The organism is Paenibacillus allorhizosphaerae (assembly GCF_042659105.1).
GTDB classification, from domain to species: Bacteria; Bacillota; Bacilli; order Paenibacillales; family NBRC-103111; genus Paenibacillus_G; species Paenibacillus_G allorhizosphaerae.
The window spans coordinates 237,090-263,796 of the sequence record NZ_JBHSRV010000001.1; the positions used below are offsets into that span (position 1 = coordinate 237,090).

General features: G+C 52.6%; 23 protein-coding genes. 3 read left to right on the top strand and 20 right to left on the bottom strand.

Translation table 11 applies throughout. The annotated features are described in order from the left end of the window. The first annotated feature begins 66 nt into the window (after positions 1-66). Positions 67-909, top strand: a complete 843-nt coding sequence (locus tag ACFQI7_RS00925) for an NAD-dependent epimerase/dehydratase family protein (RefSeq protein WP_218096531.1) — start codon at positions 67-69, stop codon at positions 907-909. Between the two features lie 105 nt (positions 910-1,014). Here the strand turns inward: ACFQI7_RS00925 and ACFQI7_RS00930 are convergent, their stop codons facing one another. Beyond that, positions 1,015-2,232, bottom strand: a complete 1,218-nt coding sequence (locus ACFQI7_RS00930) for an Ig-like domain-containing protein (RefSeq protein ID WP_218096532.1) — start codon at positions 2,230-2,232, stop codon at positions 1,015-1,017. A 408-nt stretch (positions 2,233-2,640) separates the two neighbouring features. Between ACFQI7_RS00930 and ACFQI7_RS00935 the strand changes: the two genes are divergently transcribed. Continuing rightward, on the top strand, positions 2,641-3,255 hold the full coding sequence (locus ACFQI7_RS00935) for a copper amine oxidase N-terminal domain-containing protein (protein WP_218096533.1): 615 nt from the start codon (positions 2,641-2,643) through the stop codon (positions 3,253-3,255). Between the two features lie 112 nt (positions 3,256-3,367). On the opposite strand, the gene ACFQI7_RS00940 is transcribed toward ACFQI7_RS00935, so the two are convergent. The 16 genes from ACFQI7_RS00940 to ACFQI7_RS01015 form a co-directional block, all read right to left on the bottom strand. Continuing rightward, positions 3,368-4,150, bottom strand: coding sequence for a class I SAM-dependent DNA methyltransferase (locus tag ACFQI7_RS00940; RefSeq protein ID WP_218096534.1), 783 nt, complete (start codon positions 4,148-4,150; stop codon positions 3,368-3,370). A gap of 48 nt (positions 4,151-4,198) precedes the next feature. Then, entirely contained in the window at positions 4,199-5,680 is a 1,482-nt protein-coding gene (locus tag ACFQI7_RS00945) for a serine hydrolase domain-containing protein (RefSeq protein WP_218096535.1), read from the bottom strand. Positions 5,681-5,713: 33 nt separating this feature from the next. Continuing rightward, positions 5,714-6,118: a VOC family protein gene (locus tag ACFQI7_RS00950; protein WP_218096536.1), complete on the bottom strand. Its 405-nt coding sequence runs from the start codon at positions 6,116-6,118 to the stop codon at positions 5,714-5,716. 227 nt (positions 6,119-6,345) lie between these two features. After that, positions 6,346-7,068, bottom strand: a complete 723-nt coding sequence (gene aac(2')-IIb, locus ACFQI7_RS00955; protein WP_218096537.1) for a kasugamycin N-acetyltransferase AAC(2')-IIb — start codon at positions 7,066-7,068, stop codon at positions 6,346-6,348. A gap of 230 nt (positions 7,069-7,298) precedes the next feature. Next, on the bottom strand, positions 7,299-7,655 hold the full coding sequence (locus ACFQI7_RS00960) for a Rieske (2Fe-2S) protein (RefSeq protein ID WP_218096538.1): 357 nt from the start codon (positions 7,653-7,655) through the stop codon (positions 7,299-7,301). Beyond that, positions 7,652-8,746, bottom strand: a complete 1,095-nt coding sequence (locus tag ACFQI7_RS00965; protein WP_218096539.1) for an amidohydrolase family protein — start codon at positions 8,744-8,746, stop codon at positions 7,652-7,654. The genes ACFQI7_RS00960 and ACFQI7_RS00965 overlap by 4 nt, the downstream gene beginning before the upstream one ends. Positions 8,747-8,782: 36 nt before the next feature. After that, entirely contained in the window at positions 8,783-10,348 is a 1,566-nt protein-coding gene (locus tag ACFQI7_RS00970; protein WP_218096540.1) for an extracellular solute-binding protein, read from the bottom strand. Positions 10,349-10,427: 79 nt separating this feature from the next. After that, positions 10,428-11,288 (bottom strand): carbohydrate ABC transporter permease, encoded by an 861-nt coding sequence (locus ACFQI7_RS00975; RefSeq protein WP_218096541.1) that lies wholly within the window; start codon positions 11,286-11,288, stop codon positions 10,428-10,430. 16 nt (positions 11,289-11,304) lie between these two features. Further along, positions 11,305-12,195: an ABC transporter permease gene (locus ACFQI7_RS00980; protein ID WP_230414609.1), complete on the bottom strand. Its 891-nt coding sequence runs from the start codon at positions 12,193-12,195 to the stop codon at positions 11,305-11,307. Positions 12,196-12,403: 208 nt separating this feature from the next. Further along, positions 12,404-14,725, bottom strand: a complete 2,322-nt coding sequence (locus ACFQI7_RS00985; protein ID WP_230414572.1) for a helix-turn-helix domain-containing protein — start codon at positions 14,723-14,725, stop codon at positions 12,404-12,406. 271 nt (positions 14,726-14,996) lie between these two features. After that, complete coding sequence (locus ACFQI7_RS00990; RefSeq protein WP_218096543.1) at positions 14,997-16,031, bottom strand: Gfo/Idh/MocA family protein; 1,035 nt, start codon at positions 16,029-16,031, stop codon at positions 14,997-14,999. Positions 16,032-16,045: 14 nt separating this feature from the next. Beyond that, the gene (locus ACFQI7_RS00995) at positions 16,046-16,915 is read right to left on the bottom strand and encodes a sugar phosphate isomerase/epimerase family protein (protein ID WP_218096544.1); all 870 of its coding nucleotides are present in this window, start codon (positions 16,913-16,915) and stop codon (positions 16,046-16,048) included. 30 nt (positions 16,916-16,945) lie between these two features. Then, the gene (locus ACFQI7_RS01000) at positions 16,946-17,965 is read right to left on the bottom strand and encodes a Gfo/Idh/MocA family protein (RefSeq protein ID WP_218096545.1); all 1,020 of its coding nucleotides are present in this window, start codon (positions 17,963-17,965) and stop codon (positions 16,946-16,948) included. 41 nt (positions 17,966-18,006) lie between these two features. Further along, on the bottom strand, positions 18,007-19,320 hold the full coding sequence (locus ACFQI7_RS01005; RefSeq protein WP_230414610.1) for an ABC transporter substrate-binding protein: 1,314 nt from the start codon (positions 19,318-19,320) through the stop codon (positions 18,007-18,009). A gap of 63 nt (positions 19,321-19,383) precedes the next feature. Next, the gene (locus tag ACFQI7_RS01010; protein WP_230414573.1) at positions 19,384-20,712 is read right to left on the bottom strand and encodes an LLM class flavin-dependent oxidoreductase; all 1,329 of its coding nucleotides are present in this window, start codon (positions 20,710-20,712) and stop codon (positions 19,384-19,386) included. Positions 20,713-20,812: 100 nt separating this feature from the next. Next, a complete protein-coding gene (locus ACFQI7_RS01015) occupies positions 20,813-21,634 on the bottom strand; it encodes a sugar phosphate isomerase/epimerase family protein (RefSeq protein WP_218096547.1) in 822 nt (273 codons plus the stop codon). A gap of 265 nt (positions 21,635-21,899) precedes the next feature. On the opposite strand from ACFQI7_RS01015, the gene ACFQI7_RS01020 reads away from it, so the two are divergent. After that, a complete protein-coding gene (locus ACFQI7_RS01020) occupies positions 21,900-22,763 on the top strand; it encodes a helix-turn-helix transcriptional regulator (protein ID WP_218096548.1) in 864 nt (287 codons plus the stop codon). Between the two features lie 138 nt (positions 22,764-22,901). Here the strand turns inward: ACFQI7_RS01020 and gudD are convergent, their stop codons facing one another. The 3 genes from gudD to kdgD are packed head-to-tail and all read right to left on the bottom strand — an operon-like array spanning position 22,902 to position 26,693. Further along, on the bottom strand, positions 22,902-24,257 hold the full coding sequence (gudD, locus tag ACFQI7_RS01025; protein WP_218096549.1) for a glucarate dehydratase: 1,356 nt from the start codon (positions 24,255-24,257) through the stop codon (positions 22,902-22,904). A gap of 16 nt (positions 24,258-24,273) precedes the next feature. Next, positions 24,274-25,740 (bottom strand): alpha-ketoglutaric semialdehyde dehydrogenase GucD, encoded by a 1,467-nt coding sequence (gene gucD / locus ACFQI7_RS01030; protein WP_218096550.1) that lies wholly within the window; start codon positions 25,738-25,740, stop codon positions 24,274-24,276. Further along, positions 25,737-26,693, bottom strand: coding sequence for a 5-dehydro-4-deoxyglucarate dehydratase (gene kdgD / locus ACFQI7_RS01035; RefSeq protein WP_377516540.1), 957 nt, complete (start codon positions 26,691-26,693; stop codon positions 25,737-25,739). The genes gucD and kdgD overlap by 4 nt, the downstream gene beginning before the upstream one ends. Between the last annotated feature and the right edge of the window lie 14 nt (positions 26,694-26,707).

Genomic DNA, 26,707 nt, shown 5'->3' on the forward strand with positions numbered 1-26,707 from the left:
AATCTACAATAATGGCATTGTACCACCCTAGGGGAAAAGTAAAAAACGCAATGGAGGAAAAATCTTATGAAAGTCTTGATTACAGGAGCCACGGGTCGCATAGGAAGTCGGCTTGTACAGCGTTTGTTACAAAAAGGATATTCCGTCAGCATGCTGGTCCGGCAGCCCGAACGCGTGCAAGCGTTAAAAAATCTGGGTGCCGAGATTATTCAAGGGGACTTGCTTCAGCCGGAGTCGCTCATACACGCCGCAGCTAATCAGGATGTTATTATTCATTTGGCCGCTTTTTTTCGCGGCGCAACGGCGGAAGAAACGCATTCCGTTAACTTGGAAGGAACGGTTGCACTAGCTCGCGCCGCTTTGCAAGCAGGCGTTTCCCGGTTTATTTTTGCAAGCACCAATCTTGTTTACGGCCCTGGCCGGTTGCAGCCATTTGTAGAAGACGATCTCCCCTATCCTGCTGCTCCCTATCCGAAATCGAAAGCGGCGGCTGAACAGAAGCTGCTAGAGCTGCAACGCACCGATGGATTAGGGTTAACGATTCTTCGTTTGGCTTTTGTATACGGTGAGGGAGATCCGCATCTGGAAGAAGGGCTGCGATGGTTCCGCAACTGGAATCCAGCGCAGCCAATCCATATGGTACATCATGCGGATGTGGCTCAAGCAATCATCCTTGCAGCAGAGAACGAGCGCAGCGTTGGACATATTTTTAATGTTGCCGATGATGAACCTGTCCCGGTCGGGGACATTATGAGTATTTACAATGAACCGATAGCGGGAGATTCGAGAAATCGTCCAGTCGATTCTTCTTGGCTGCAAATCGTAGCTACGAAAAAAATTCGGGAACAGCTAGGTTTCAAACCTATTTATCCCGCATTACGCAATGCCGTGGAGTCAGGCACTTTGTAGTAGAGCAAAATCCCCTCGATTATTACAAAAACCCCATCACTTCATTACTCCCACGAAAGAGGTGCTTCCGCATAGGAAGCACCTCCACCTTCGTAATCGTAACCGTTACTTTTGGACGCTCTTCATTAACTCCTCAATCAGAATTCCATTGATTCTGAGACCTTCAATTTTACAGTTGGATATATCTACATTCGATAAATCGGAGTCAATGATTTTGCTGTTCTGAATTTTTATATTTTCAAAAGTTACGGGAGCTTCCTTCGCACTGGCATTGCGGATTTTCAGATCGCTAATATTCGCTCCATTGATCTCCAGGCCTTTCAGGTTAGCATCGGAAATCAATCCGTTTCTCATATTCATATCGTTAAAGAAACAATTTTTTAAGTCCGCATATACAATCTTGATATTTGGTAATGAAATATCCTTTAATACCAAATCGCTAGCAAAACAATCATTAAACTCCGAACCGGATATATTCGAGTTTAATACGACGATTTTTTGTTTTGGTTCCCTTTTGTCAATGACATACGTAATCGCAGGATCCAGAATCATGACTTGGCAAACGGCCGATACATTCCCCGTTTCCGTTATCCCTTTTAATTGGACCAATCCTTTTTCTACGCCTTTAATCGTTATTTTCCCGCCGCCCTGTTCAGTGATAGCAAGATGTTTATTATCCGAAACCCATGTTACATTTTTGTTCTCTGCGGTATCGGGAAATATATGACTTTCAAGTGTGATGCTTTCGTTTTCTTTTACGTAAACCTTATTGGGGATGATTAACGCTAACGGTTCACTGCTATGATCCGCGTGGTTCCATTGCGTAACGTTCAGCGCTTTGATCGTCACGACAGACCCCATCGCTGAAGCAACGCCCACTTCTAGCTCCGGAAAAGGGATGCCTTCGGCCTTTAACTTCATATAAGGTTCATTTTCCCGGAATAACCGCACTTCTCCATCCACTAATAGAAGCATATAGTCGTGGTCCAGAATCCAACGGATATGAACGAATTCGTTAACCGGGATTTTCCCCTTGCCGACAACCCCGTTATTATATTTTTCATTCACCGGATCATGAACGCGAAGTTCATTATCGTTGCATTCCCAATTTAAAATCGCTACGCCTTTGCCGTATTTTAGACGAATATTCGTTGAATCCGTTTTAGCGACCAGATCAATTTTTACAGGGATGGCGTACTTTCCAGGTACAGCTACAAACCCATCGTCACGAGGACAGGTGATGGAGATGCCTTCATTTGCTTCTGTCATTTGGATATTGCCGCGCGCTTCAAGCATTTCAAGATTGCTTTTAAATTCATGCATGAGATAAAGCCTCCCTATAATCTACGATTTTTTAAGTATTACATCATTTCTAATTGTGGTCCCTTTAGGCAATATGATGATTCTGCTCACCTCCTTAAATGAAGATGCCGGAGCGTGAAAAAAACTAACAGTTTCTTTTTTAGGAAGATCAGATGCGTGATTGCGTATTTCTTCACCATGGTAGTAGTTGTAGAATGTGAGAGGAATAAACATGCATCATTATACATGTTTTGTAATTTTAAGGTTATATTTGTTAATTATAATATAATATATGCAGAATTGCAAACATATGTACGCATTTTCGCGATTGCAACAATTTTCAATCCAGTCCCGTCTATGACGATGTTGACAACATTTCCTTCGAAGGAAACAACCAGACAATCTAACCATAGAGGAGATATGACCATCTTGAAAAAATCATTCATCGCCGCAACAGTCATTCTTAGCTTGTCGATGTCCGCAACGGGGGCATTTGCTGAGTACAGATTAGACGGTACGCCATCACCGAATCAGGTAAAAGACGCCGACGGAAATATCATCATTCAAACCTTAAGCGCGCCGATCGGGGACGTCCCCCCGCTGCCTATACAAGACGTTCATGACGCAAACGGCAATGTGATTGGCCAAACGCGCGACGCTAAACCTCAAGATTCTTTCGGCGGACTCCATTATGTCATCGTGGTCGGCGGCAAGGCGCTTGAGGCCGGTAGCAGATCCGCCTACTTGAAAAATGAGCGGTTGCTCGTTCCGCTGCGGGAAATTAGCGAAGCCCTCGGTTATAAAGTCACTTGGAACGCGGATACATATAGCGTTGATGTAACCAAGGGAGCCGTTTGGAGCGGAGTATTTATTGGCAAAGATAACTATTCGTTCGGAAAAATGGCTCCGGTCCAATTGGGAGCCGCACCGGAGTTGAAGGATGAGGTTACGTATGTGCCGCTTACCTTTTTTAGCGATATATTGAAGCTGAAGACGCAAATCGATGAAACCGGCGTCGTCAACATTAGCGAAGTACAGGGCTAACTACCGATAAGAGCCGCCCCACTTGTGGCGGACGGAAGCACCGGTAGGCGCAGCATCGCAATGAAAATAGGCAAAGTCAAAGTGCCGCAGCATTTTGGCTTTGCCTATATTTTTAGCCATTGATTTTCTTACGCGCGACTACAAGGGGCTGGTAATAACCTGATTGTGCCGGCATGTGCCACTCGATGTCCGAAAACCCGACAGATATCAAAATTTCACTAAGTTCCTCTCGCAATAAAGCTCTGTATCTCGTCTTATTATGCTTTGTTACCCATTCCCCTGCGATTTCCTGCACTATAAAATGATGGGTGACATAGGTTTTCCCGTCATCGTCCCAATCCCAAACTTGAAAGACAATGCGCTTGCCGTTATCGAAAACGCGCGGCTCCGAAGCTCTCGGCTTTTCTTTAACAATGTCATCGTAATCCCTCATGGTAATGAGAACAATGCCGTCATTTTGAACCTTCGAATACATGTTGGTCGCTGCAACATATAAATCTTCATCCGTTAGCAGGTGCGGGATGGCATTGTCCGCCGAAAGAACGACGTCAAAAACTCCGGATACATCTTTTTCCAGCGAGCGAAAATCCGCGACTCCGAAATTCACTTCCACCCCGTAAGATATAGCCTCATTGGCGGCTCTTTCTATGGATGCCGGACTTAAATCCGTAGCTGTTACTTTGTATCCATGTTTAGCCAGTCCAATGGTTTGCGTGCCGATCCCGCAAGAACAATCCAGTAGTGAGATATCGTGCTTACGCCGCATCGCGAGTTTTGACTGTATGCATCTGCTCAACACTTCTCCTTGCCATGTAATAGCATGATTCCAGTCAGCGAAAATTAAATGGTAAGCTTTAGCAAGGTCATCATAAAAATCTGCAACCGATTCCTTCAATTCGCTCACCCCGCAATCGTGATCAATAAAGGCAATAGCCCCAACCTATCAATGAGCTAATGAGTCTTGGGCCGATTCTTGAGCTGCCTCTACAAGATGTCCCGAAGCCTTGTAATTCATTGACGTCATCGATACATTCATCTCAAAACGAACTTCAACGCCTGTTTCTTGGAATCGTATCGTATACGCTGCACAATAGGGGGTTTCAATATATAGCAATGTCAACTTCAACGTCGCGCTATCTTGCCAGACCGCATAGGTGACAGCTTCTTGCCGGTGTAATGACAAATCTTTGACAAACTCGTCATGTAGATGGACTGGGGCATGAAAGTCAAATTCAAGTATCCGCTGTTCACGGTCCTCGTGACAAAGTTGAACTTCCAGCCGCCCCCCTTTACGGACGAAACCGAGCTTACGGAGCTTCTCCGGATTTTCCTCCATCCTGTACCACCGACCGTCGAATTCCGCAATGTCTTCCGGGATCGGACGCACTGTCGGTGCCGGATACGCCATGCTAGCTAGACGCTTTTGAAGCACTACACAATCTTCCATAAACGGCTGAACGGTATTGATTATATCAAGTTCATCAATGATATGCTCGTAGATCAAATCGAGCAATGTCTGGGTTTCCCCTTTGGTAAAAGCGGCCGTTGCCGCTATTACGATGCGCTGCTCAGGCGCCACAAAGCAAAGCTGGCCGAATGCGCCGGCGCCTCGAAAGCAGCCTCTGCGTCCTAAATGAAATTGGTATCCGTAGCCTTGTGCCGAATCGATATCCTTTGCGCCTTGGCGGTTATCGTTTTGTTCCCGAGTTGCCAGCGCGATGTAAGCTTCGGATACAATGGTTCTGCCGTTGTATTCACCCCTGTCCAGCAGCATCTGACCAAACTTGGCCACGTCCTCCGTAGTCAGACTTAAGCCCATGCCTCCTGCGGCAGTGCCCATCGGGCAAGTTTCCCACACCGGTCGTTCGATTCCCAAAGGTTCGAACAGACGTGGCATCAGAAAATCGACCAAATGTTGACCGGTTGCTTGCCGAATAATCGCGGACAGCATGTAAGTGGCAGGCGTATTATACGAATAATGACTCCCGGGTTCGCATTCCACCTCCAATGACAAAAAGGCCTGCACCCAATCATTTGCTCCTATGACGTCGCTATAAATATTGGCACGATGCCCCGTATTCATCGACAAAAGATGATGAACCTTCATCTTCGAAAGGTTATTCGATATCCGCTCGGGACAACGATCAGGGAAAAACCGAACCACCGGATCGTCGAGACGAAAATATCCGCTATCTACTGCCATGCCGATTGCAATCGAGGTAAAGCTTTTACTCAGCGAATACAGCAATTGCGGACGATCCGGCCGATAAGGCGAGCGCCACATCTGAGCGGTTATAAATCCATCCTGAAGCAGCATGAAGCTGTTCACCTGCAATTGAAGCTGCTCGATCCGATCAAAGAATCGCGACAACGCATTTGAAGAAAGGCCATGTTGCTCTGGAAAATCGGCATTTAACGAAGTCAACCTTTTTGCTCCCCCCGATTCGTCATATGAAAATCATTTTAGCTGGCGAACATCCCCGCGATCCACTTTATCATTAAACTGCAGGACGCCCCATAAATTACCTTCCGGATCATAAAATTTGAGAACCCAAGCGAACCCGCCGTCCTCGTATAGTTGGATTTGCGTTCCCAAGCCCCTCAGGCGTTCATGCAGTTCGTGAATGCGAGTCGTTCGGTATAACAATACCGGAAAATCCGTACCGTTCACCGTGTAATGGGCATGTGAGGCATCGTCATTCGTATGCCATAACATCAGGAGCGGACCTTCCTGCAAGTGGAGAAAAGCGATGCGGTCTCCATCCCGGCTGCTTAATCGATACCCTAACTGTTCGGTATACCAGGAGATAGCCCGGTCCATTTGACGCACCGGAATTTGCACATGTTCCAGCGATGTAAGCACGATGTATCACCTCGGATTATAAATGTAATCATCCATATCTATTCGACAGCGTCCATTCCAATCCTTCCATTTCGTTCCATATTGATAATCCGGTTCTCCTGGCTACCCCTTCCCACTAGGAACATTAATATGATTTTACCAGTCATGTATGTATATTTTTCCCCCTTACGTAACGAAGGCTGCCGATCCAAGTCGGCAGCCTTCATCCAGGTTACATTGTGAACTATTCAAGTGACTGTAAAATTGACGCCATAAAATGATAAATCTAATTTTGTTGCCACCCTTTGAGAGGCAAAATTGTCCCACGAAGTACTGTATAACGGGACGCTTCCTGCCTTCCGCACCGCTTTTGCCCATTCGGCAACTACAGCAGCGGCATATCCCCTGCCGCGAAACGGTTCCAATGTCTCCAGTCCCGCTTCGTGCGCATTGGATGTGATGCGTACGCTGCGGCAGTTCGAGACAACCCGGCTTTCGTCTACTCGCGCTATACAAGGCTGCCCGTAGTCGATTTCGGAAGCTAGCCATTCGAAGCCGTCCAGCAAATATTCCGCTATATTGTCCCGAGTGATGCTGACCACCTGCATTGTCGACACGGTTTCGACGACTGGAATAACAAAACAAGGCCCCATCGTGAACCGTTCGCTCTGAAGAAGCTTCATATATGCATCAAAATGTTTCGGTTTCGTTTGGAAATCCTTAACGCTCGGTTCGTCGGCGCATAATTGTTCCAATGGCTCGACAAGCGTTGCCGGGACGTCATAACGAAACCGACAAATAGCTTTGCCTTCCGTCGTCCGTCCCAGGAAAAAACGAGGAGCCAGTGCCTCTCCCGGCCATGGCTCGTTTACCGTACGAAGCCGCATGTTCTCGTCATGCGTAAACATGGCCTCTACATGCAGCCCCATCAGCTCTCTGGCGGATAACACACTTTCTTTCCAATGGCTCATGCTTTGATCCCATCCCCTATCCAGTAGCTGTATTCGTTGTTTGTCCTCCAATCAAGCGTATCAAAACCATCGAAAAATAACCTTGGAATAATTAATCATAATTGAATAATCCTATTCAACCGCCTATGCATCACGATGAAAGCTTGCAAAAAAACAAAAAAGCTTGATTTCTCAAGCTTTTTGAGCATCCAAGAATAGGTTCCAATCCGATTTCTTTGGACGTATTATAGTTAATCCCCTATCACGACATAGATACCCGTTTCATCCGCCTCTACCGGATACCCGCGCAATTTCGCCTTGCTGCCCTGCGCCAAATGCCGGCCGCTTGTGAGGTCGAATTCCCAGCCGTGCCACGGGCAGCGCAGCACCTGATTTTCCAGGCCGAACTGATAATCGTACACGCCAGACGGAAGCCGCGTTCCTCTTAAAGTCCCGGCGCATATCGGCGCAGCGGCGTGAGGACACAGGTTGCGCCAGGCGTAATAGCGGCCGTCGATCCGGAAGATGCCGATTTCCATCTCCTTCACCTTAACGATCCGCTTGCCTCCGTCGGCTAGTTCACCAGCTTCCAGCACCTTGTATCTCATGCGGGATTCGCTCCCTTCCGCTCCTCAGGCAGCGGTAATCCGTATAGCTCCGCCGCGTTAACTCCCAGAATGCGCCGCTTCATCTCCCGGGGAAGACTGTTTAGGACGACGTTCGGATTGTCAAAGTCCCAATGCGGATAGTCGGACGAGAACATGGCGATGCGGTCCGCGTGCATCATCTGGAATATTTGATCGAGCTGCTCCGGTTTTTCCGGCTCTTCGATCGGCTGAGTCGTGACGCGAACGTGCTCCAATATATACTCCGACGGCAGTCTCTTCAGCCAAGGCGCCGTGTCTCGGAGCGCTTTATAGTTTTTGTCCATCCGCCACATCAGATGCGGCAGCCAGCCGATCCCGCCTTCGATCGCGACGAACCGCAGCTTCGGATATTTCTCGAAGACGCCTTCGCACACAAGGCTGTTCACATGGGTCATAAAGTTCGCCGGCAAAATGTTATGCCATTCCATGTAGCGCGTCGGATAGCCGGACGGCGTGGGCGCGCCGGCAATGCCTTTGCCTTCGGTGCCCGGATGGATGGCAACCGGCAATCCGTTGCGCTCGGCCGCTTCGTAGATCGGATGGAAGAAGCGGTTGCCGTACGGCATTCTCGCTCCGCTTCCCATCACGACCTGCACCATGTCCGGATGCGCCGCCATCCGGTCGATCTCTTTGGCGGCTTCCGCCGGATCCGAATGGCTGATCTGGATCGAGCCTTTGAATTTCGGACTGACGGTGAGCCAATGCTCTGCAAGCCAATCGTTGTAAGCGGCGGCAACGGCCGTGGCGTAATCCGGGTCGGCATGGAGCGATAGGCCCTGCTCGGCGCCGCCGGTCAACACCGCGTAATCGATACCGCAAGGCTCGATGTAGTGCCGCAGCGTAAAATGCGGATCGCTGCCCGGCGCGCCTCCGTTCTCGGGAGCGGCGTCCCGGCGCAGCACGCCGACCGGCGAATAATACTGCCCGTGCACGCCGACCCCGGATTCGAGCCACTGCTGATGCCATACTTTCGGCAAGTACGGCAGCAAATCTTGCATCTTGCCAAGCGAATTGTGGATGTCCGTATCGACGATAAACGTCTCGGATGGCATGGGTATGCCCCCCTTCCGCATCTGTACAGATTTGTTTTACTTCGAACCGTATGTGCGCTTATATGCCGTGTTATACATGTTCAGAAGCTCATCCGCGCCCAGCTTTTTCGCCTGATCGAGGAACTGCTGGTACGTCGTGTCGTTGATCGGCGCTTTGCCGGTGACGAATTCCGTAATGCGCTGCTCCAAAAATTTGGTGAGCGGCGTGAGCTTCGATTTTTCCAAATCGAGCTCTTCCGTCGTCTTTACGATCGCCTTGGGCGCAGGGATAATGAACGATTCGTAGCTCTTGTTGATCGCTTTGCTTTTCTCATCCAAGCCTCTCTCCCACGTTTCCCGGGATAACGCGTTGTTCAGGGTCACGTTGTCGTACCATACGCCGAAATCGCGGCGAAGCGGCACGTAGGGACTGGCACCGAACTCTTTCATATAAACGGGCTTGCCGTTCTCAAGCGTATACGATTTCCCTTGAATGCCGAGCGACAAATAATTGGTGCCTTCTTCGCTGACCAGGTAGTCGAGGAATTTGACGGCTCTTTCCTTGTCTTTCACCTTAGCTGAGATGGCGCGGCCCACGGAGCCGACGACCGGGCGCGAGAATTGGTACGGCTTGACACCGGTTGCGCCAAGCTCGGGAATGGAATCGAGATCGAATTCGGCCGGTGCGCCGGCTTTTTTCGCTTTCTCGATCAGCGGATTGACTTCCGCCTTCCACCAGTACGTGACCGAAGACTTCCCTTTCAGGAACCGCTCCTCCCACTGCGCTCCGGTCAGCAAATAAAATTCGGGATCCAGCAGCTTCTCGCTGTACAGTTTATTCATATAGACAAGGGCGTCTTTGTAGCCTTTCTGGTACGGCGCGAATTCGTATTTGTCGGATGCCGGGCTCTGATTGTAAAAGCCGGAGATCCCCGTGAAAATCTTGCCGAACACCGTGTACAACCCGGATTCTCCCGTCGTCGGAGCGTTCAAGCTAAGCGGATAGCTGTCGGGCTCCTTGTCCTTGAGTGTCTTCAAGAACTGGTAAAACTCGTCGAGGTTGGCCGGAGTCTTCAGATTGTATTTGTTCATCACATCTTTGCGGGCCATCCATATGTAATTAAAGCCTTTGCCCTGCGCATCGCCTTCCAGCACGGGGACGTCGTATAGTCCGCCGTCCGCGCCCGTCGCCACCGCTTTCGCTTCAGGATATGAGTCGTAAAATTTTTTAAGATTGGGCGCGATATTCAAATAATCCTTCAAGTTCAGGAACACTTTCTCCGGCCCGTTCTCCCGCGCCTCCTGATTCGTCGGCTGAATAAAATCGGTGACCGAATTGGTGGCGATCATAATTTGCCGTTTTTCCAGAAGTCCTTCCTGACTTACGATCTGCCAGTCCACCTTAACGCCCGTTTTCGCTTCGATTTCCTTGAATATTTCCCAATCGTTCTTTACCTTGCCCTCCGGTCGGTCGTATACAAGCCATGTGAACGTGATCGGCTTCTTCGCATCCCCTCCTGTCCCCTTTGCCTCCCCGCCCGGCGACGCATTGTCGTTGCAGCCTGCCACGAGCCCGCCCAGCATGACAGCCGCCAGCGATGCGGCTATCGTTCTTCTGTTCATAGGTATGCCCTCCCCCTTCAATACGAATGTGGAAATGATCAATATTCCCTATAGAGACAGATTCCAGTGGAATCCGACGCTAACCCTTAATGCCGCCGATCATGCTGCCTTGCACGAAATATTTTTGAACGAACGGATATACGCACAAAATCGGCAGCGTCGCGATCATGATCATCGCGTATTTCAACGTCTCGATATAAGCCGTATTGCCTTCTCCCTGCACGTTGGAGCTTGAAATGATAATGTTGCGGAGCATGATCTGCAGCGGGTACATGCCGCGCTCGTTCAAATAAAGCAGCGCGTCGAAGAAAGCGTTCCATTGCCCCACCGCGGTGAACAACCCGATCGATACGAGCACCGGGATGGAGAGCGGCAGCACGATCCGTATGAGCACCTGCAGCGAACCGCAGCCGTCGATAGTGGCGGCGTCCTCCAGCTCTTCCGGCAGCGCCTCGAAGAAAGTTCGCATGATGAATAAATACCAGGTGCTGACGAGCGACGGCAGGACGATCGCCCACATCGTATTGAGCAGTCCCAATTTTTGTACGACGAGAAAGGTCGGAATAATCCCTCCGCTGAACAGAAGGGTGAAAGCAGCCATTAACAGAACTGTCCTGCGTCCGGGCAGCCATTTCTTCGCCAGTGGATACGCCATGGCCGACGTCACCACCAAGGTTAAGAACGTATGGATGACGGTATAACGGATCGTATTCCAATAGCTGATCCATAAGTCGGGATTGGTGACGAGCCTTTCGTAAGCGACCAAGGTCACCGACTTCGGCCACAGGATGACCTGACCGCTGATGACCATCGCGTTGTCGCTGACGGATGCGGAGAATACGTACACGAGCGGGTACACCATGACGATGATCAGTACGATCATTAGCACCATGTTGATCGCATCGAACAGCTTCGAGCCGAAGCTTTCCCTGATCTTCATGTTTCGTCGCCCTCCTTTACCATAAACTGGTGTCCGAAAACTTTTTGACGACCCGGTTAGCGGACACGACAAGAATGAAGCCGATCGCCGCCTGGAACAGTCCTACGGCCGTGGCAAAGCTGAAGTCCGCGGACAGGATGCCTCGACGGTAGACAAACGTATTCAGGACGTCTGCGGTCTCGTAGGTCATCGGGTTGTAGAGGAGAATGATTTTTTGGAAGCCGGTCTCCATAAAATGGCCGAGCGTCAGCACGAACAGCACGATCATGACCGGGTACATCCCGACCAATGTGACGTGGCGCGTTTGTTGAAACCGGTTCGCGCCGTCGATTTTTGCCGCCTCATACAAAGTCGGGTCCACACCGGCAATGGCCGCCAAGTACAGGATGGTGCCCCAACCGACGGTTTGCCATATTTCCGAGCTGATATAAATGGTACGAAACCACTCGGGCAGTCCGAGAAACAGGATCGGTTCGATTCCGAACCAGCCGAGCAAGTGATTGACGATTCCGGTCTGCTGCGACAAAAAGGTCACCATTATGCCGGCTATGACGACCGTAGACAAGAAGTGCGGCATGTAGCTGACGCTTTGCACGAAGCGCTTGAACCTTCGGCCGCGAATCTCATGAAACAGCAGGGCAAGTAGAATGGGAGCCGGAAAACGAAACAGCAAATCGTACACATTCAGCAGCACGGTGTTGCGGATCAGCTTCCAGGCATCGGGGGTATTGACAAAAAACTCGACGAAATGCTTGAGGCCCACGAATTTGCTGCCCGTAATGCCCCTCCCGATCGAGAAGTTTTGAAAAGCGATGATGACTCCATACATCGGCACATATTTGAAGATGACATAATACAAAATGCCGGGCAGCATTAACAAATATAACGCTTTGTGTTTTTTCATCATGAACCAAAGGCTGGAAAGTCTGCTTCTGCTCCTGCTCGTCAATCGTTCCACCCCTTCCGCAAGCATTTTGTACGACCCACTATACGGGGTTCTTTGCCGGTTGGTAAAGCATCATCTTTTTACCGTGTCGCCTATTTTGCATGCAGCCTACTCCCGCTTCGAATCAAGGTCGTTTGCGAAAAAATCGAGACTCCGCAAAAAAGAAGTCTCAGCTTTGATGAACGCTTCGGAACTTGGCAGGCGTCGTCCCTTCATACTTTCGGAAATTGCGGATAAATGAATTTCGGCCCCAATATCCGACTTGCTCGGCGATGTCGTCGATCTTCATATTCGTTTCCAGCAGAAACTGCTTCGCCCTGCACATGCGGTATTTGGCGATGTACTCTACATACTTCTCCCCTACTTCCTCCTTGAACGTACGGCTGAAATGGCCGACCGACATATTCATTTGCTGGGCGAAATGCTCGATAGAGAGCTCTTCGTGGTAGTGGTCGTGAATATACGACAATATTTCCGCAAACTGCAGCTGCCGGTCGGACGGCTCGATCGTACGGAACAAGGCGGCGCGAATATCCGTGAACGCCAGCCTCAGTTCTTCCCATGTCACGCAGCGGTTGATCGAGGCGAACAGGTCCGAATAGAACGAAATGTTAAAATCGTTCCGCTCGCTCTCGGCGGCGCGAATCCAGGCGTTCAATACGTCGAGGCAAACATTTTTCATTTGGCCCGCGGTTGCATTTGTTCGGATCCCTTCGTCCAGCATGTCGTACACGGATTGTAGCAGGCCGTCGTACTCGCCGGCCTTGAACCGGTTGAAAATACGACCGACTTCCTGAACGGTCAGAAAGCTGTCGCCGGACGCCCGCTCCCGCTCTTGCCACGCGCCGTCTTCGACGCAAATTTCCGCTCCGGCATCCAGGCTTTTATACTTGAGCATGGCGACCGCGTGATCATACGAGGCATGAAGCCGATCGATGGAAGGAACGGTGCCGCCGATGCCGACGGAAGCTTTGTAATGCGGCTGCTGCAGGAGCTGTTTGATGGCTTTCGCCATTTGCATTGGGTCCGGCTGCATGCCCGGATCGTGAAAAAGCACGGCCGCCAACCGGTCGGAACGGGTTTGGCATACCCGAATCGAGTCCGGCGCCAGTCTTCGAATTTTTTCCTTTAGCTCGGCAACAATGAAAGATTTGGTTGTTTCCGATAACGGGGCCGCGACTTGCGAATAATATTGAATTTCAATGCAAATTACCGTCGCCGCCGCCTTCGAATCGTACGGGAAATCAATCTCCTTGGCGTAATAGGCGATGGACAAGCCGTCCCGATATTCGCCGAACAACGTTTTGACCATAAAGTACTCATGAACGATCGGATACATGCCGCTGACCATCTGTGAAAGCTCCTTGTTCCGTGAGATGAGCATGCCGGAAAAACGCTTGATCACGTCGAACTCGCTGCCTTCTCGCAGATTCGGCGCATCGCCTGCGATCGGATGTGATTCCAAGCCGCTTCGAATGTCCCGAATCGGGTTGTACAGCCTCCCGCTCAAATAATAGGAGACAAAGCTTCCGATCAAAACAAACAAACCGACAAAGACGATGGTACACACACGGATCAACCGAGCCGGCTTAAGCAGCGTTTCCAAATCAATCATGCTGACGTAATACCAGGAATCGTGGAATCGTGATTTTTGGTAGGATAATACTTTGTTTCCATCATATTTGTACAAAGCTTGCTCGGGGATGGAGCTGAGCATGGACGCAATCTTGCCCGAGGCTATGTCGCTTGTACCGTTCCGAATCAGAATCGAGCCGGACGAATCGGCCAAAACCGTATCCGTCACCCATTGTTCCTGCATGCCGAGCTGCTCGCGGATTTGATCCCGGTCCACGTTGACCGCTAAATATACGTCGGGCGAGCTGCTGTTGAACGGATAGCTCATCAAGGCGGTTAAATTGGAATGGGATGCGATGATATTTTCCGTAAACGGCGGCCTCTCGTCGACAGTGTAGGGTGCCGTGAAAACCATCGTCTTCTTATCGGAAAAATGCGAAAGGAACATTTGCAAATCTTGAGGCTGAATCGGATATTGCTCGGCGAAAAATTGTTCCTTACCGGTATAAGTGCTGCTGGATACCACAAGATTATCGTTAGCAAAATATAGGAAGGCGTTGTAAACCAGAGGATGCGATTGCAGGCTGCCGAGCTGCTGCATTAACGAATGAATGAGCTCGAGCCGCTGGGTCGGATCAAGCATATCGCTGCTCGTCTTGAGAAAGCTTTTGATCTGCGAGACGCTCAGCATATTCACCATATCGGTCTCAAGGCTCCTGAACGTGGAGTCCGTCTCCTCCGAGAAATGTTTCATGACGATGCTGCCCGCTTTCTCCGCATCCCGCTCGATTAACCGCACGACAAACAGGTTCGTGAGTAAGCTCGCGACGATGACCGGAATGAGAATGAGCGCGAAATAGCTGACAAACAAACGCCAAAACAGTGTAGTCGGCTGATTTCGGAAGATGCTTGCCACCTTGCCCGCCCCCTTGGGAGTGTTCTGATATAAAATATCATTGAGCCTACGCCAATATGAAATATTTTTTCTACTTTATTCCAATCTAGTTCATTTTATGTTTGCGCTCGTCAAAAAATAGCGATCATAGAAGCGCGGGATCATCCATTGCAACGATCCGTTCCGTAACGCGGAAATAAGTATGGCCGCTCACTTATCGTATTAATAAAAAAAGCCATGGCTACCGTCCGCCATGGCTTTGATTTGGGGGTATTAGTTTATAGCTAATGATCTATGTTGCGCTTAAGGCAACGATCTGTCTGCGAACGATAGAGTCTTGTGCGGCGAGGCTCAGCTTCACAGCCCATTGTCCGTCTTCGCCGCTTACGTCAGGTTGATTACCGTCTGCAATTCGCTGCGTAAATTGCGCAAGCTGGTGCTCCAACTCAAATAATTCGCCCGGCGTTCGGCCGATCTCGACTTCGTGATGTGCTTGCCCGTCAAAATAGTCCAGGCGATATTCCGGGTCGCGAATCCGGTCGGAAGCGCCGGACCACCTCGCTTTGAGCACGCCGTTTGTGCCAACGAATTCACCGGACAAGTAATGTCCGTACGCGGCCAATGTCTGATTCACTGTGGCGAACCCGCCTTTCGAGAACAAGATGCTTGTGCTGATATTTTCGAACAAACCGTTTGCTTCATCTGCTGCTTCACGCGAGTTGCCGAGCGCATATACGCTTACCGGTTGTTCCTGCCCGCCGAAGTACCATCTGACCAAATCGTAGAAGTGGATGGGCTCCTCCAGAATCCAGTTGCCCACGCGATTTGCATCCTTCCGCCAGCCGGCCGCTCCGCTCCGGTACGGAAAGCGGGACAAATGGATCGAAGCCGTCTTTAACGTGCCGAGCTTGCCTTCGTCTATCATTCGCTTCACGGTACCCCAAAGCGGCGAATAATGAAGCTCGAACCCGATCTGGATCGTCAGCCCTTTACGGAGCGCTTCTTCGTTCAGCTCTTCACACGCTTCCACCGTCAAAGCCATCGGCTTTTCCAGCAAAATATGCTTTCCCGCTTGCAAAGCCCGAAGCGCTACCTCATGGTGAAGATGATTGGGTACGACGATGTCCACGACATCGATATCGTCCCGCATCAGCAGCTCCGTATAGTCCGTATATACGTCCGCTTGATGCTCATTCTTCGCCCTCTGTGCAGTCGAATGCGATGATGCGGCAATCGCGACGAGCTGAGCGGATGGAGACGCTTCGATCGCTTTCGCATGAAAGCCTCCCCACGCTCCATATCCGATCAAGCCGTATCTAACGCTCATTCGTTCACCCCCGTTTACTTGCTGCTGTCGATTTCGGATTTACTTTTCAACATCGCAAGTTCCAATTCCCTGAATTCGTGCCGGGCAATGTCTTCCGGCCGGACATCCGCCACCTGCGCTTCCAAGCTGACATAGCCTTCATAGCCGGAAGCGAGCAGCGCGCGATATGCAGGCTGATGATCCACATGCCCGGTGCCCATGAGCTCGACCGTAAAGATCTTGTCGCCGTATGTCCCGGCTTTTCGGGTCACAGGCGGCTCCTCGTAAAACCGGACATCCTTGGCGTGGACATGAAGCAAATGGGTACCGAGCCTTGCTACGGCGCCCGCACCGTATTCCTCCCCAGCGATCGCCATATTGCCAGGATCTAGTATGGCGCCTACGTGAGACAGGTCGATCGCGTTCAGCAGCTTTAACGTAGAATCAATCGTTTCGACCAAACCGTTATGGTGAATCTCCATGATGAGCCGAATATCGCCCTGCCATAAAATATCCGCCGCCTGCCGCAGCCAGTAGGCAGCCCGGTCAAAGTCCTCCCCGGTCGCTTTACCGGGTGCCGGTCCGCCGGGACCGTGGCATACCATGGTTGCCCCAAGCTCGGCCGCCCATTCGGTATACCGCTTCAGCAGCTCAAGCTTCTGCATGGCTTCCGCTTCCGTAGCCTTCGCATACTGGCCGCTAATGTTGGAATAAATGACCGGAATCGCAAGGCCGTAATGATCGGCAATTCGCCTCATTTCTTTGACCTCTTCGACGGTACTGTCCGGCTTCAAATGAGACAGCGCTCTAATTTCCAGACCGTCGTATCCGATTTCCGCAGCCAGCCTGACTACATCTCCGAAAGCGGCGTCCCGCAGGACGCCGGTGAATAGTGCCGTTTTCATGAAAGAACCCCTCGCTTTCCGCAGCGCATGTTAGTCCGCATCGTAAATAACCGGTTCAGTCCGGCCTGAATCGATCGACCGGAAAACCGCCTCCGTTAACGCCAATATTTCTTTCCCCTCCCGAAGACCGACAGGGTATGGCGTGCCTTCCTGCAGACATTGGGCAAAGGCGCGGAACTGCTTCTCGTGCAGATGTCCGTGCTGCAGCTCCAGCGATTCGATCTGATCGCCGATATATACGTTCCATTTGCCGCCGCCGATCGCTTCGACGGCTCCCTTCGGTCCGATGATGCGATCAGCGCAGCGTGTACGGATTTTTGTTTTCTTTGGCAGCCCCCACGAAACGGTCATCGCGCCGGTATCGCCGGACTCGTATTCGACGACAATGGAAGCCGTATCGACCGCTCTTTGTTGCAGCGAATCCAGTTCGGGACGATCCTTGGCAAAGACGCGTCCGCTCGCGTAAGCGGTTTTGGCCCTCGAACCAAACACCGTCCGCCATAAGAAGAACGAGTGGCAGCATACGTCCATGACCGGACCCATATTGCCGAATGCATCGTGCATGGCGATTTTCGGCCTCACCTCGGCGAGGTTCTCCGAATTGAAAAACAACGGCCGGCCAAGTTCGCCGTCATTTGCAAGCCGTCTGAATAAAGCGGTGTCCTGGGCGTACGTCCGCTGAAAACCGACACCGAACTGGACGCCTGCTTCACGTACCGCTTCCTCCATCGCGCGGGCATGCTCCGTCGAACTCGTCAGCGGCTTCTCGCAGAAGACGTGCTTGCCCTGCTGCGCGGCGTAGATCGTCACAGGGGCATGGAATTTCAGCGGCAGACAGATCGATGCGATATCGATATCGGGATCGTTAATCGCCTCCTTGTAGTCTGCAAGTACAGTGCCGACGCCGAACTTCGAAGCCACCTCCCTTGCCGCATCGAGATTGAGATCTACGACGGAGACGACATTGTGCCCCGCCAGCTGCCAGCCCTCCACATGCTGTTTTCCCATTGAGCCCGTGCCGATAACCGTAATCTTAAACGATTGTTTCATGGAACAACCTCCCGTTTACATTTGTCCGCGGATGGCGGCGTCTATTTATTTTTTTCGGTGTTGATTTTATTGGCGGCTTCCTCTTCGGCCATCCGAAGGGCGGTGTTGATATCCAGTTCATCTTTGACCGCTTTGGTGACGTACGTGCCCAGGACAGACCTGCCGATATCCTCGTACTTGGCCCGTGTGGGGCTCGGTGAGGAGCTGCTTTTGAAGATCCCCTTCACATTTTTTCCTTTGAAAGCCGCTACGTCATCGCCGAAAGCCTCGCGGTATTTCAGATCTTTGAGCGGGGATACCTTGCCCCCGCGTGCCAGCTTCATCTGGATTTCTTCCGATGTCAACGCGCTAATGACGCGAAACGCCTCATCCGGAACCTTGCTTTTCGAAGAAAGCATGAGCAGAAAGCCTACCGTTTCGTAGCCGCGCCCGGGTGCATCCGGCATGTTCGGATACGAGGCGACGTCCCAGTTCATCGGATTGCCGGCCTTCTCCAGATCGGCGAGCTCGCCCAGCACTTCTCCGAAATCCGGCAGCATTGCCATCGTCCGGTCTTTCTCAAACACAGGCCTGCCGTTGTTGACGGACTCCTTGTTGCCCGGCAAATCGGTAATCTGCTTGTAGAGTGCTAACGCCTTTTTCACGTTATCGTTGTTAATCTGGGGCGTTTCGGTTCCAGCCTTGACGTAGTTGACTTGGTACGGCGCAGCGAAATTATTGAAGAAACCGGCGTTCAGCGGCTTGTAAGTCACCGGTCCGTCCGTACGCGCCACGTTTCTTCCGAGCGCGATCACTTCCTCCCACGACATGCCGTCTTTCGGATATGGCACTCCGAATTTGTCGAAGATGTCTTTGTTGTAATACAATGCCGAAAAGTTCATCGACCATGGGAGCGCATACAACTCGCCTTTGTCGCCGCGCTGCTTAATAATGTCCATGACGTTTGCGTCAAAGACGCCGAGGTCCATTTTGTGCTTTTTAACCAGCTCGTTCATATCGGCCGGAATGGCCAAAGCTTTAAAGTTTTCAATCTGCCGAGATCCCGTATAAATGAGATCCGGAATGTCGCCTGACGTGACCAAATCTTGCAGCGTCAACCCTTTGGGCATTCGTACGAGTTCTAAGGTGATATGGGGATATTTCGCGTGAACCGGGCCTGCAACCAAGTTGGTAAAATCGTTGTCCGTAATATCCGCGCTGTATTGCAGCACTCGAATCGTAACCGGTTCCGGCTTCGATTCGGGTGTGGGCGCCGAAGTTTCCGATTTGCCAGGGACACCGGATGCAGGAGTATTACCGCCGCATCCGGATATCAAGGAAAGGATGACTAAAGACGCACTGAATGCCGTTGTCATTTTTTTCACAGCCGTCTCCTCCATTACGATATAGTGGGTCGTCCACCTGTCCCCGCACCGGAGTCAAGGACGCGGCAAGCCGAGATGATCGCGGAGCGTCCGTCCCGTATATTCGGTTCGAAACAAACCTCTTCGCTGCAGCTCGGGCACGACCAAATCGATAAATTGCTCCATACTGTCGGGTACGAACGGAAACATCAGATTGAATCCGTCGCAAGCCCCTCCGGTGAACCATTCCTCCATGAAATCGGCGACCTGTTCCGGCGAACCGACAACTTTCCGGTGCATCCGGCTGCCGGCGTAAAAACGTCCGAGCTCGCGCAGCGTCAAGCGCTCCGACTGCAGCATCTTGGCCACCAGTTGCAGGCGGCTTTGCATGCCCGACACTTCCTGCAGTTCGGGCAGCGGCTCGTCGAGCGGATGAACCGATAGATCGTAGTTAATTTGATCCGACAACAGCGCCAGGCCTGCCAGCGGATCCACAAGGTCCGACAGCGATGCTTCGATCCGGCGGGCTTCAACTTCCGATTCGGCGACGATCGGCATGACGCCCGGCATGATCTTCAAATGTTCCGGCGAACGACCCGTGACGGCTGCCCGCCGTTTCATATCGGCATAAAACGATTGTGCCGCATCGATCGTCGGCTGCGCCGTGAAGATCACTTCCGCAAACCGGGCGGCAAAGTCTCTCCCGGCTTCCGAGGAGCCGGCTTGAATAATGACGGGACGTCCTTGCGGCGAACGCGGCACGTCGAGCGGTCCGCGTACCTGAAAATGCTCCCCCTGGTAATGCAAATAGTGAATTTTACCCGCATCGGCAAACACACCGCCTGCTTTATCGAACCGGAGCGCTCCGTCTTCCCAGCTATCCCATAGTCCGTTCGCCGCCTCCAAAAATTCTCGGGCGCGTTCGTAACGGGCCTGATGCTCCAAAATGCCCTCCTTGCTGAAATTGCGGGCTTCGTTGTCGCTCGTAGAAGTAACTACATTCCAACCGACGCGTCCTCCGCTCAGATGGTCGATGGATGCGAATTGCCTTGCCGTAAGGAACGGTTCGGTGAAGCTGGTGGAGGAAGTCGCCGCGACGCCGATTCTCTCCGTAATGGCGGCGATCGCCGTAATTAAAGTAACGGGGTCCAGCCGCGCGGACGAGATCGAGCGAACGGTCGTGTCGAATCGGTTGCCGTACCGGTCCGGTATGCCGTAACGATCCGACAAAAACACCATATCCAGCTTCCCCTGCTCCGCTTTGCCTGCCAATTGCTTGTAATAGCCGAGATCGAAAAAACGGTCGGCTTGCGTAGAGGGATGGCGCCATGCGCTCGCATAATGACCGGAGACGTCGAGAAAAACGCCCAGATGCATCACGCGCCGTGCCGTGGAATGACTCATCGGATAACCTCCTGAAGTTCGGTTGGTTACAAAAAGCAAAAAGACATAGGCATCTTCGGTCCTACGTCTCCAATTCGTTTGGTCGACTCATGAGCGTGATTTAATTGTTAGACGAAGGAGGCCATATTTCATGCAAAGACGTTACAGCCGATTGCAGAAAAGAAAGCGGATCCTCATTCGGAAGCGGGAGCTCCACCCCGACCCAATCGTCATAGCCGATACGAGCGAGGCAGCCCGTCGTTGCCGGCCAATCGATATTCCCGGCAAGCAGGGGGACGATCTCCCCTTCGCCGTTCACGTCTTTGACATGAATGCGGCAAATCCATTCGCTTCCCAGCTCCCGAATCCAGTCGGCAGGATTACCCAGTCCGGAGTATACCGTATTGCCGATGTCATAATAGCATCGAATTTCAGGCCGGCCGACCTCTTCCATAAATTGTCGCCATTCGGAAGCACCGAGCAGAAATTGATTATGCACATTTTCAAGTCCGATCGTGATCCGGTATCGCTGCGCAATATCCGCTGCACGCCTGGCCATCGCCACTGCGTGTGCATATACTTCATCGTACTTACGGTGGGACTCATATCTCCCCGGTACGACGAGCAGCACGCTCCCACCCATATGAACCAGCGTTTGAGCGGCGATTTCGAGCAATGCGACAGCTTGTTTCTGCAGCTCCGGATCGGAAGAGCTAAAGCACGACCAAAATAACGGTCCGCCTCGCATGCTCGGAATCCGGAGCTGGTACCTGTCCGCGATCCGTTTCAGTTGCTCCGCGTCCGCGAGACAGCGCTCTACCGACGGAAACCCTTCAGGCAGCAGCGTGGGCTCTACGCCGTCAAAACCCGCTGCCTTGATCAAGGGTAGTACGGTTTCCGCTTCCTTGCCGGTCGACAATCCGAGCGAAAATAAAAACTTCATTCACTTTCTCACCCCTTGAAAGTGCCAACCCCCGCTTCAATGACTTCCCTCAGTCGCATTATGAAACCATATTCCGACATAAATAATGGGAATAGTTCACTATACCAACTGTTACTAGGATCATATCAGCCTATCCGCGGCATCGTCAATGTCATTATGTGTGTTCGTTTATTTGTCATTTTGTGTACTGTCCATTCTGTAAAGCCTTCTTGCCATTGGGTATCTTTTTTCTTACACTGAGAAAAAAGGAGGTTTGACGCACAAAATGCAGGAGGAACCGCTGGAATATACGGAGCGTCATTTTTTTACCCCTACTTCTATCGAAAAGTCAGGCCCGATCTGGCCCGTACGACTGGGTCGGAATATGGCCAAGCCGAGTTATCACGCCGGCCCGAAAGTTACGGCTTACTACAGCTTGCATTTTATTTTGCAGGGCGAAGGCGAATTTGTGCAGGCAAACCAGTCTTATCCGCTGCGTCAGGGCGACGCCTTCTGCTTGTTTCCGAACATCGCGCACGAGTACTACACCTCCAAAGTGAATCCGCTGCATATGGCGTGGATTGCGTTTGACGGCAAAAGAGCCGCGCACGTACTGGAACGCATCGGCCTTACCTCCGCTTCGCCTTATCGTACAGCCGTACTTCGGCCCGAGGTTACCGATTTGCTCGACGCCTTCTTCGACCTCGTGAACGACACGGAGCGTACGCAGAGCGATCTTGCCCGACTCGGCTTTCTTTACAGCCTATTTGACTCGCTGACGCCTGCATTCGATCGGCGGGCCGGAGCGGTTCACGAGCCGACAAGCTCATGGCTGCAAAAAGGGTTGGATTATTTGGAAATGCACTATACCGAAGGCATCGGCATCGAGAAAGTAGCCTCGTTCGTCGGTGTAGACAGGGGTTATTTCAGCAAAAAATTTCAGGAAGCGTATGGCGTTCCCCCTATCAAGTACTTGCAAAAGCTGAAGCTGGATAAAGCGAAATACATGCTGGAGCGAACCGACTATAAGCTTACGGAAATTGCGCTTTCGGTCGGTTATCCGGACTTGTTCTCCTTCTCCAAGTCGTTCAAGAAACATTACGGCATGTCCCCGAATGCGTATCGGCTCAATCTGCCGTCGGATGAATGAGCCTCCGCCAAGCAGCATCGTTCAAATAACAACTGCCGAAGCCTCAAGGTAGGGGCTCCGGCAATTTGTTTATTGTTCGAGTCCAGCTCTACGGGCTGCGCAATGAATGCAGCCGGATCGTCCGCTGCATGGAGCGGCTCAGCGCACGAGGCAGGGACGCTTCGGGTCGAAGGTCCAGCCGGGGATCATGTACTGCATCGCTACGGCATCGTCACGCGCCCCGAGCCCCATTTGCCCGTACAGCTTGTGGGCCTGTTCAAGTTGCCCCATATCCGGCTCTATGCCAAGCCCCGGCTTATCCGGGACCTGCACCCGTCCGCCGGCGATTTGCAGCGGCTCTTTCGTCAAATGCTGGCCGTCCTGCCATATCCAATGCGTATCGATCGCCGTGATCTCTCCCGGCGCGGCCGCGGCCACATGCGTAAACATCGCAAGGGAGATGTCGAAGTGGTTGTTCGAATGCGAGCCCCAGGTCAGCCCCCAATCGCTGCACATTTGCGCGACGCGAACCGAGCCCTGCATCGTCCAGAAGTGCGGGTCGGCCAGCGGTATATCGACGGAGCGCAGCTGTACGGCATGCCCCATCTCGCGCCAGTCGCAAGCGATCATGTTCGTCGCGGTCGGCAGCCCGGTCGCGCGCCGGAACTCGGCGAGCACCTCGCGCCCGCTGTAGCCCTTCTCCGCTCCGCAAGGATCTTCGGCGTAGGCGAGAACGTCCCGCTTGCCACGGCACAGCCGGATCGCTTCATCCAGCGACCACGCGCCGTTCGGGTCCAGCGTAATCCGAGCCTGCGGGAACCGCTGGGCCAGAAGCGATACGGCATCCATCTCTTCCTCGCCGCGTAGAACGCCTCCCTTGAGCTTGAAATCGTTGAAGCCGTAACGGTCATGGGCCGCCTCCGCGAGCCGAACCACCGCTTCGCCCGTAAGCGCTTCCTCATGGCGCAGCCGAAACCAATCGTCCTTGGCGTCAGGCTCGCTCGGATAAGGCAAATCGGTCTTGCGGCGATCCCCGATGTAGAACAAATAGCCCAGCATCTCCACCGCTTCCCGCTGCTGTCCGTCCCCGAGCAATGCGGCCACCGGGACGCCGAGAAACTGGCCGAGCAAATCCAGCAGCGCAGCTTCGAGCGCCGTTACGGCGTGAATGGCGATGCGCAAATCGTACGTTTGCAGCCCTCTCCCCCCGGCATCGCGGTCGGCAAACTGCCGTTTTACCTCTCGGAGCAAATTGTTGTAGCTCCCGATGGAGTGCCCGATCACGAGCGGCTTGGCGTCCTCCAGCGTTTGGCGAATGCGTTCTCCACCGGGCACCTCGCCCACGCCCGTATGACCGGCGTTATCCTTGAGAATCACTACGTTGCGGGTAAAAAACGGGCCGTGGGCCCCGCTCAGATTAAGCAGCATGCTGTCCCGCCCGGCCACCGGAATGACCAGCATTTCGGTAACGACCGGCGAAGCATAACCTTTTGAACTCGATGATTCAAACGTCATAACCAAGTCCTCCCCGTTACGATTTGACGAACACGGTTTTGATAGCGGTAAAAAACTCGATCGCTGCGCGTCCCTGCTCACGGGAATGGGAGCTGGATTGTTTCATGCCGCCGAACGGTGCCTGAAGCTCCACCCCGGCACTCTCCGCATTGATGCGCACAAGCCCTGCGTCCATCCCTTGTATGAAACCGAGCATCGCCCCGATATTCGAGGTGAAAATAGAGGCGCTCAGTCCGAATTCCGTGTCATTAGCCAAACGCAGCGCTTCTTCTACGGATTCGGCCTTCATCAATACAAGCACGGGACCGAAAATTTCCTCCCGGGCAATGGTCATGTCCGAGGTCACATTCTCGAACACCGTCGGCTCGATAAAATATCCTTCCGTGTAACCGATTCCCTCGGGGATGCTGCCTCCGTACAGAAGTCGGGCGCCTTCCTCGACTCCCTTGCGGATATAGGCCTGCACCGTGTTGAACTGCCGTTCGCTTGCGCAAGGGCCCATCCATACGCCGTCCTGCATACCGTTGCCGATCTTGATTTGCGCGATCCGCTGCAGCAGCCGTTCCTTGAACGGTTCATAGATGTCTTGATGAATGATGACGCGGCTGGTTGCCGTGCATTTTTGCCCTGTCGAACGCAGCCCCCCGCTGACGGTCGCCTCCACCGCCAAATCCAGATCGGCATCTGGTGCGACGACGACGGGGTTTTTGCCGCCCATCTCCAGCTGATATTTGGCGCCGCGCGCAAGCGCCGCCTGACCGATCGTTTTGCCGACCGCGTTGGAGCCGGTGAACGACAAGGCATGAATGCCGGGATGCTCCGCAATCCCGCGGCCTATGACGCTGCCCGAACCAAAGACCATATTAATAACGCCCGGAGGCAATCCCGCTTCTTCGAAGCATTCCATCAGCTTGGCGCAGGTGACGCCCGTCTCCGATGCCGGCTTGATCACGACAGAGTTGCCGTACACAAGCGCCGGCGCGATCTTCCATAGCGGAATCGCCACCGGGAAATTCCACGGCGTAATGACGCCGACGACGCCTAGAGGGACTCGGGTCGTGAACATAAGCGCCTCGCTGTCCGTCGAAGGGATCACTTCACCAACGGAGCGCATCCCTTCCCCGGCATAGTAGCGCAGGATCGCAACGCCGCGAGCCGTCTCGCCTTTGGCTTCCTGGAGCGTTTTACCCATTTCTTTCGTCATCGCCGTCGCGACCTCATCCAGCCTTCGCTCCAGGATGGCCGCAGCTTTGTACAGGTAGTCGCCTCTCGCGCTTCCAGCCAGACGCTTCCATCCTTTTTGGGCTTCGGCAGCTGCCTGCACGGCGTCATCCAAATCCGGCAGCGCCGATTGCTGCACATAACCTACGACTTCCTGCTTATTCGCCGGATTGATGCTTGCTTCCCTTTCCCCTGTGCGAGACGGAACCCAGGTTCCCCCGATATAATTCAAATATGTCGAACTACCGTTCATTGCCGTCATGATGGAACGTTCTCCTCCTTCGTTGAAACGCCCGGCTTGGGAAACCGGTCGAACGCAACCTTAATAATCTGCTCGAGCTTCCGGTAATGCTCCTCTTCCACCGGAACGATCGGCGGACGCACATCCGTGCCAACCGGCTGGCCGACGATTTGCATGCCTGCCTTGATCAACGCTACGGCATAGCCTTTTCGTTGGCGGCGGATCGCATTGATCGGTAAAATGACATGCCGGTACAGCTCGCTTAGCAGCGCTTGATCGCCGCCGAGCAGCGCGTCATAAAACAACCGCGAGATGTGTGGAATATAATTGGAAATGGCCGATGAATACGCGCTGAAACCTAACTGGACATAAGCCGGCATCGTCACTTCGGCCATTGGCATGCCGTTCAGCCAGCGGAGCCTGCTGCCGATCGTTTGCGTCAGTTCGATATTCAAGTCCATATTCCCTAGTCCATCCTTCAATCCGACAAGCTGAGGATGCACGAGCAGCCGCTGCAGCGTATTTAGCGTTAGAACGCAATTATCCCGCTGATACACAATGGCATTCAAATCCGTACTTGAGACTATGGCGTTCAAATACCGGTACAGCCCTTCCTGCTCCGCTTCGATCAGATAAGGCGGGAGGATCAAATAGCCGTCCGCACCCAGTACCTCCGATAGCTTGGCAAGTTCCAGCGCATGGGTAATGTTGCCTCCAACGCCGGTATAGACGGGAACCTTGTCCTGGGCTACCGACATCGCCGTTTCGACCATGAGCCGATAATCTTGATGCGACAGCGCATGAAATTCGCCGGAACCGCAAGCGACGAAGATGGCCGACAATCCTTCATCAATAAGAAACCCTACATTTCGTTCAAAAGCCTGCACATCCAGCTGGCCGTTTCGATCCATCGGCGCTACCGGAAACCCCAGTATGCCGGCAGGCGCAGTTCTTGCGCCGGTTATCGTAGTCATCCGTTTGACCGCCT

Coding starts and splice junctions, on each gene's coding strand:
- ACFQI7_RS00925 (WP_218096531.1), top strand. CDS start 67: ATGAAAGTCTTGATTACAGGAGCCACGGGTCGCATAGGAAGTCGGCTT.
- ACFQI7_RS00930 (WP_218096532.1), bottom strand. CDS start 2,232: ATGCATGAATTTAAAAGCAATCTTGAAATGCTTGAAGCGCGCGGCAAT.
- ACFQI7_RS00960 (WP_218096538.1), bottom strand. CDS start 7,655: ATGAGATACAAGGTGCTGGAAGCTGGTGAACTAGCCGACGGAGGCAAG.
- ACFQI7_RS00965 (WP_218096539.1), bottom strand. CDS start 8,746: ATGCCATCCGAGACGTTTATCGTCGATACGGACATCCACAATTCGCTT.
- ACFQI7_RS00970 (WP_218096540.1), bottom strand. CDS start 10,348: ATGAACAGAAGAACGATAGCCGCATCGCTGGCGGCTGTCATGCTGGGC.
- ACFQI7_RS00975 (WP_218096541.1), bottom strand. CDS start 11,288: ATGAAGATCAGGGAAAGCTTCGGCTCGAAGCTGTTCGATGCGATCAAC.
- ACFQI7_RS00980 (WP_230414609.1), bottom strand. CDS start 12,195: ATGATGAAAAAACACAAAGCGTTATATTTGTTAATGCTGCCCGGCATT.
- ACFQI7_RS00990 (WP_218096543.1), bottom strand. CDS start 16,031: ATGAGCGTTAGATACGGCTTGATCGGATATGGAGCGTGGGGAGGCTTT.
- ACFQI7_RS00995 (WP_218096544.1), bottom strand. CDS start 16,915: ATGAAAACGGCACTATTCACCGGCGTCCTGCGGGACGCCGCTTTCGGA.
- ACFQI7_RS01000 (WP_218096545.1), bottom strand. CDS start 17,965: ATGAAACAATCGTTTAAGATTACGGTTATCGGCACGGGCTCAATGGGA.
- ACFQI7_RS01005 (WP_230414610.1), bottom strand. CDS start 19,320: ATGACAACGGCATTCAGTGCGTCTTTAGTCATCCTTTCCTTGATATCC.
- ACFQI7_RS01010 (WP_230414573.1), bottom strand. CDS start 20,712: ATGAGTCATTCCACGGCACGGCGCGTGATGCATCTGGGCGTTTTTCTC.
- ACFQI7_RS01015 (WP_218096547.1), bottom strand. CDS start 21,634: ATGAAGTTTTTATTTTCGCTCGGATTGTCGACCGGCAAGGAAGCGGAA.
- ACFQI7_RS01020 (WP_218096548.1), top strand. CDS start 21,900: ATGCAGGAGGAACCGCTGGAATATACGGAGCGTCATTTTTTTACCCCT.
- gudD (WP_218096549.1), bottom strand. CDS start 24,257: ATGACGTTTGAATCATCGAGTTCAAAAGGTTATGCTTCGCCGGTCGTT.
- gucD (WP_218096550.1), bottom strand. CDS start 25,740: ATGACGGCAATGAACGGTAGTTCGACATATTTGAATTATATCGGGGGA.
- kdgD (WP_377516540.1), bottom strand. CDS start 26,693: ATGACTACGATAACCGGCGCAAGAACTGCGCCTGCCGGCATACTGGGG.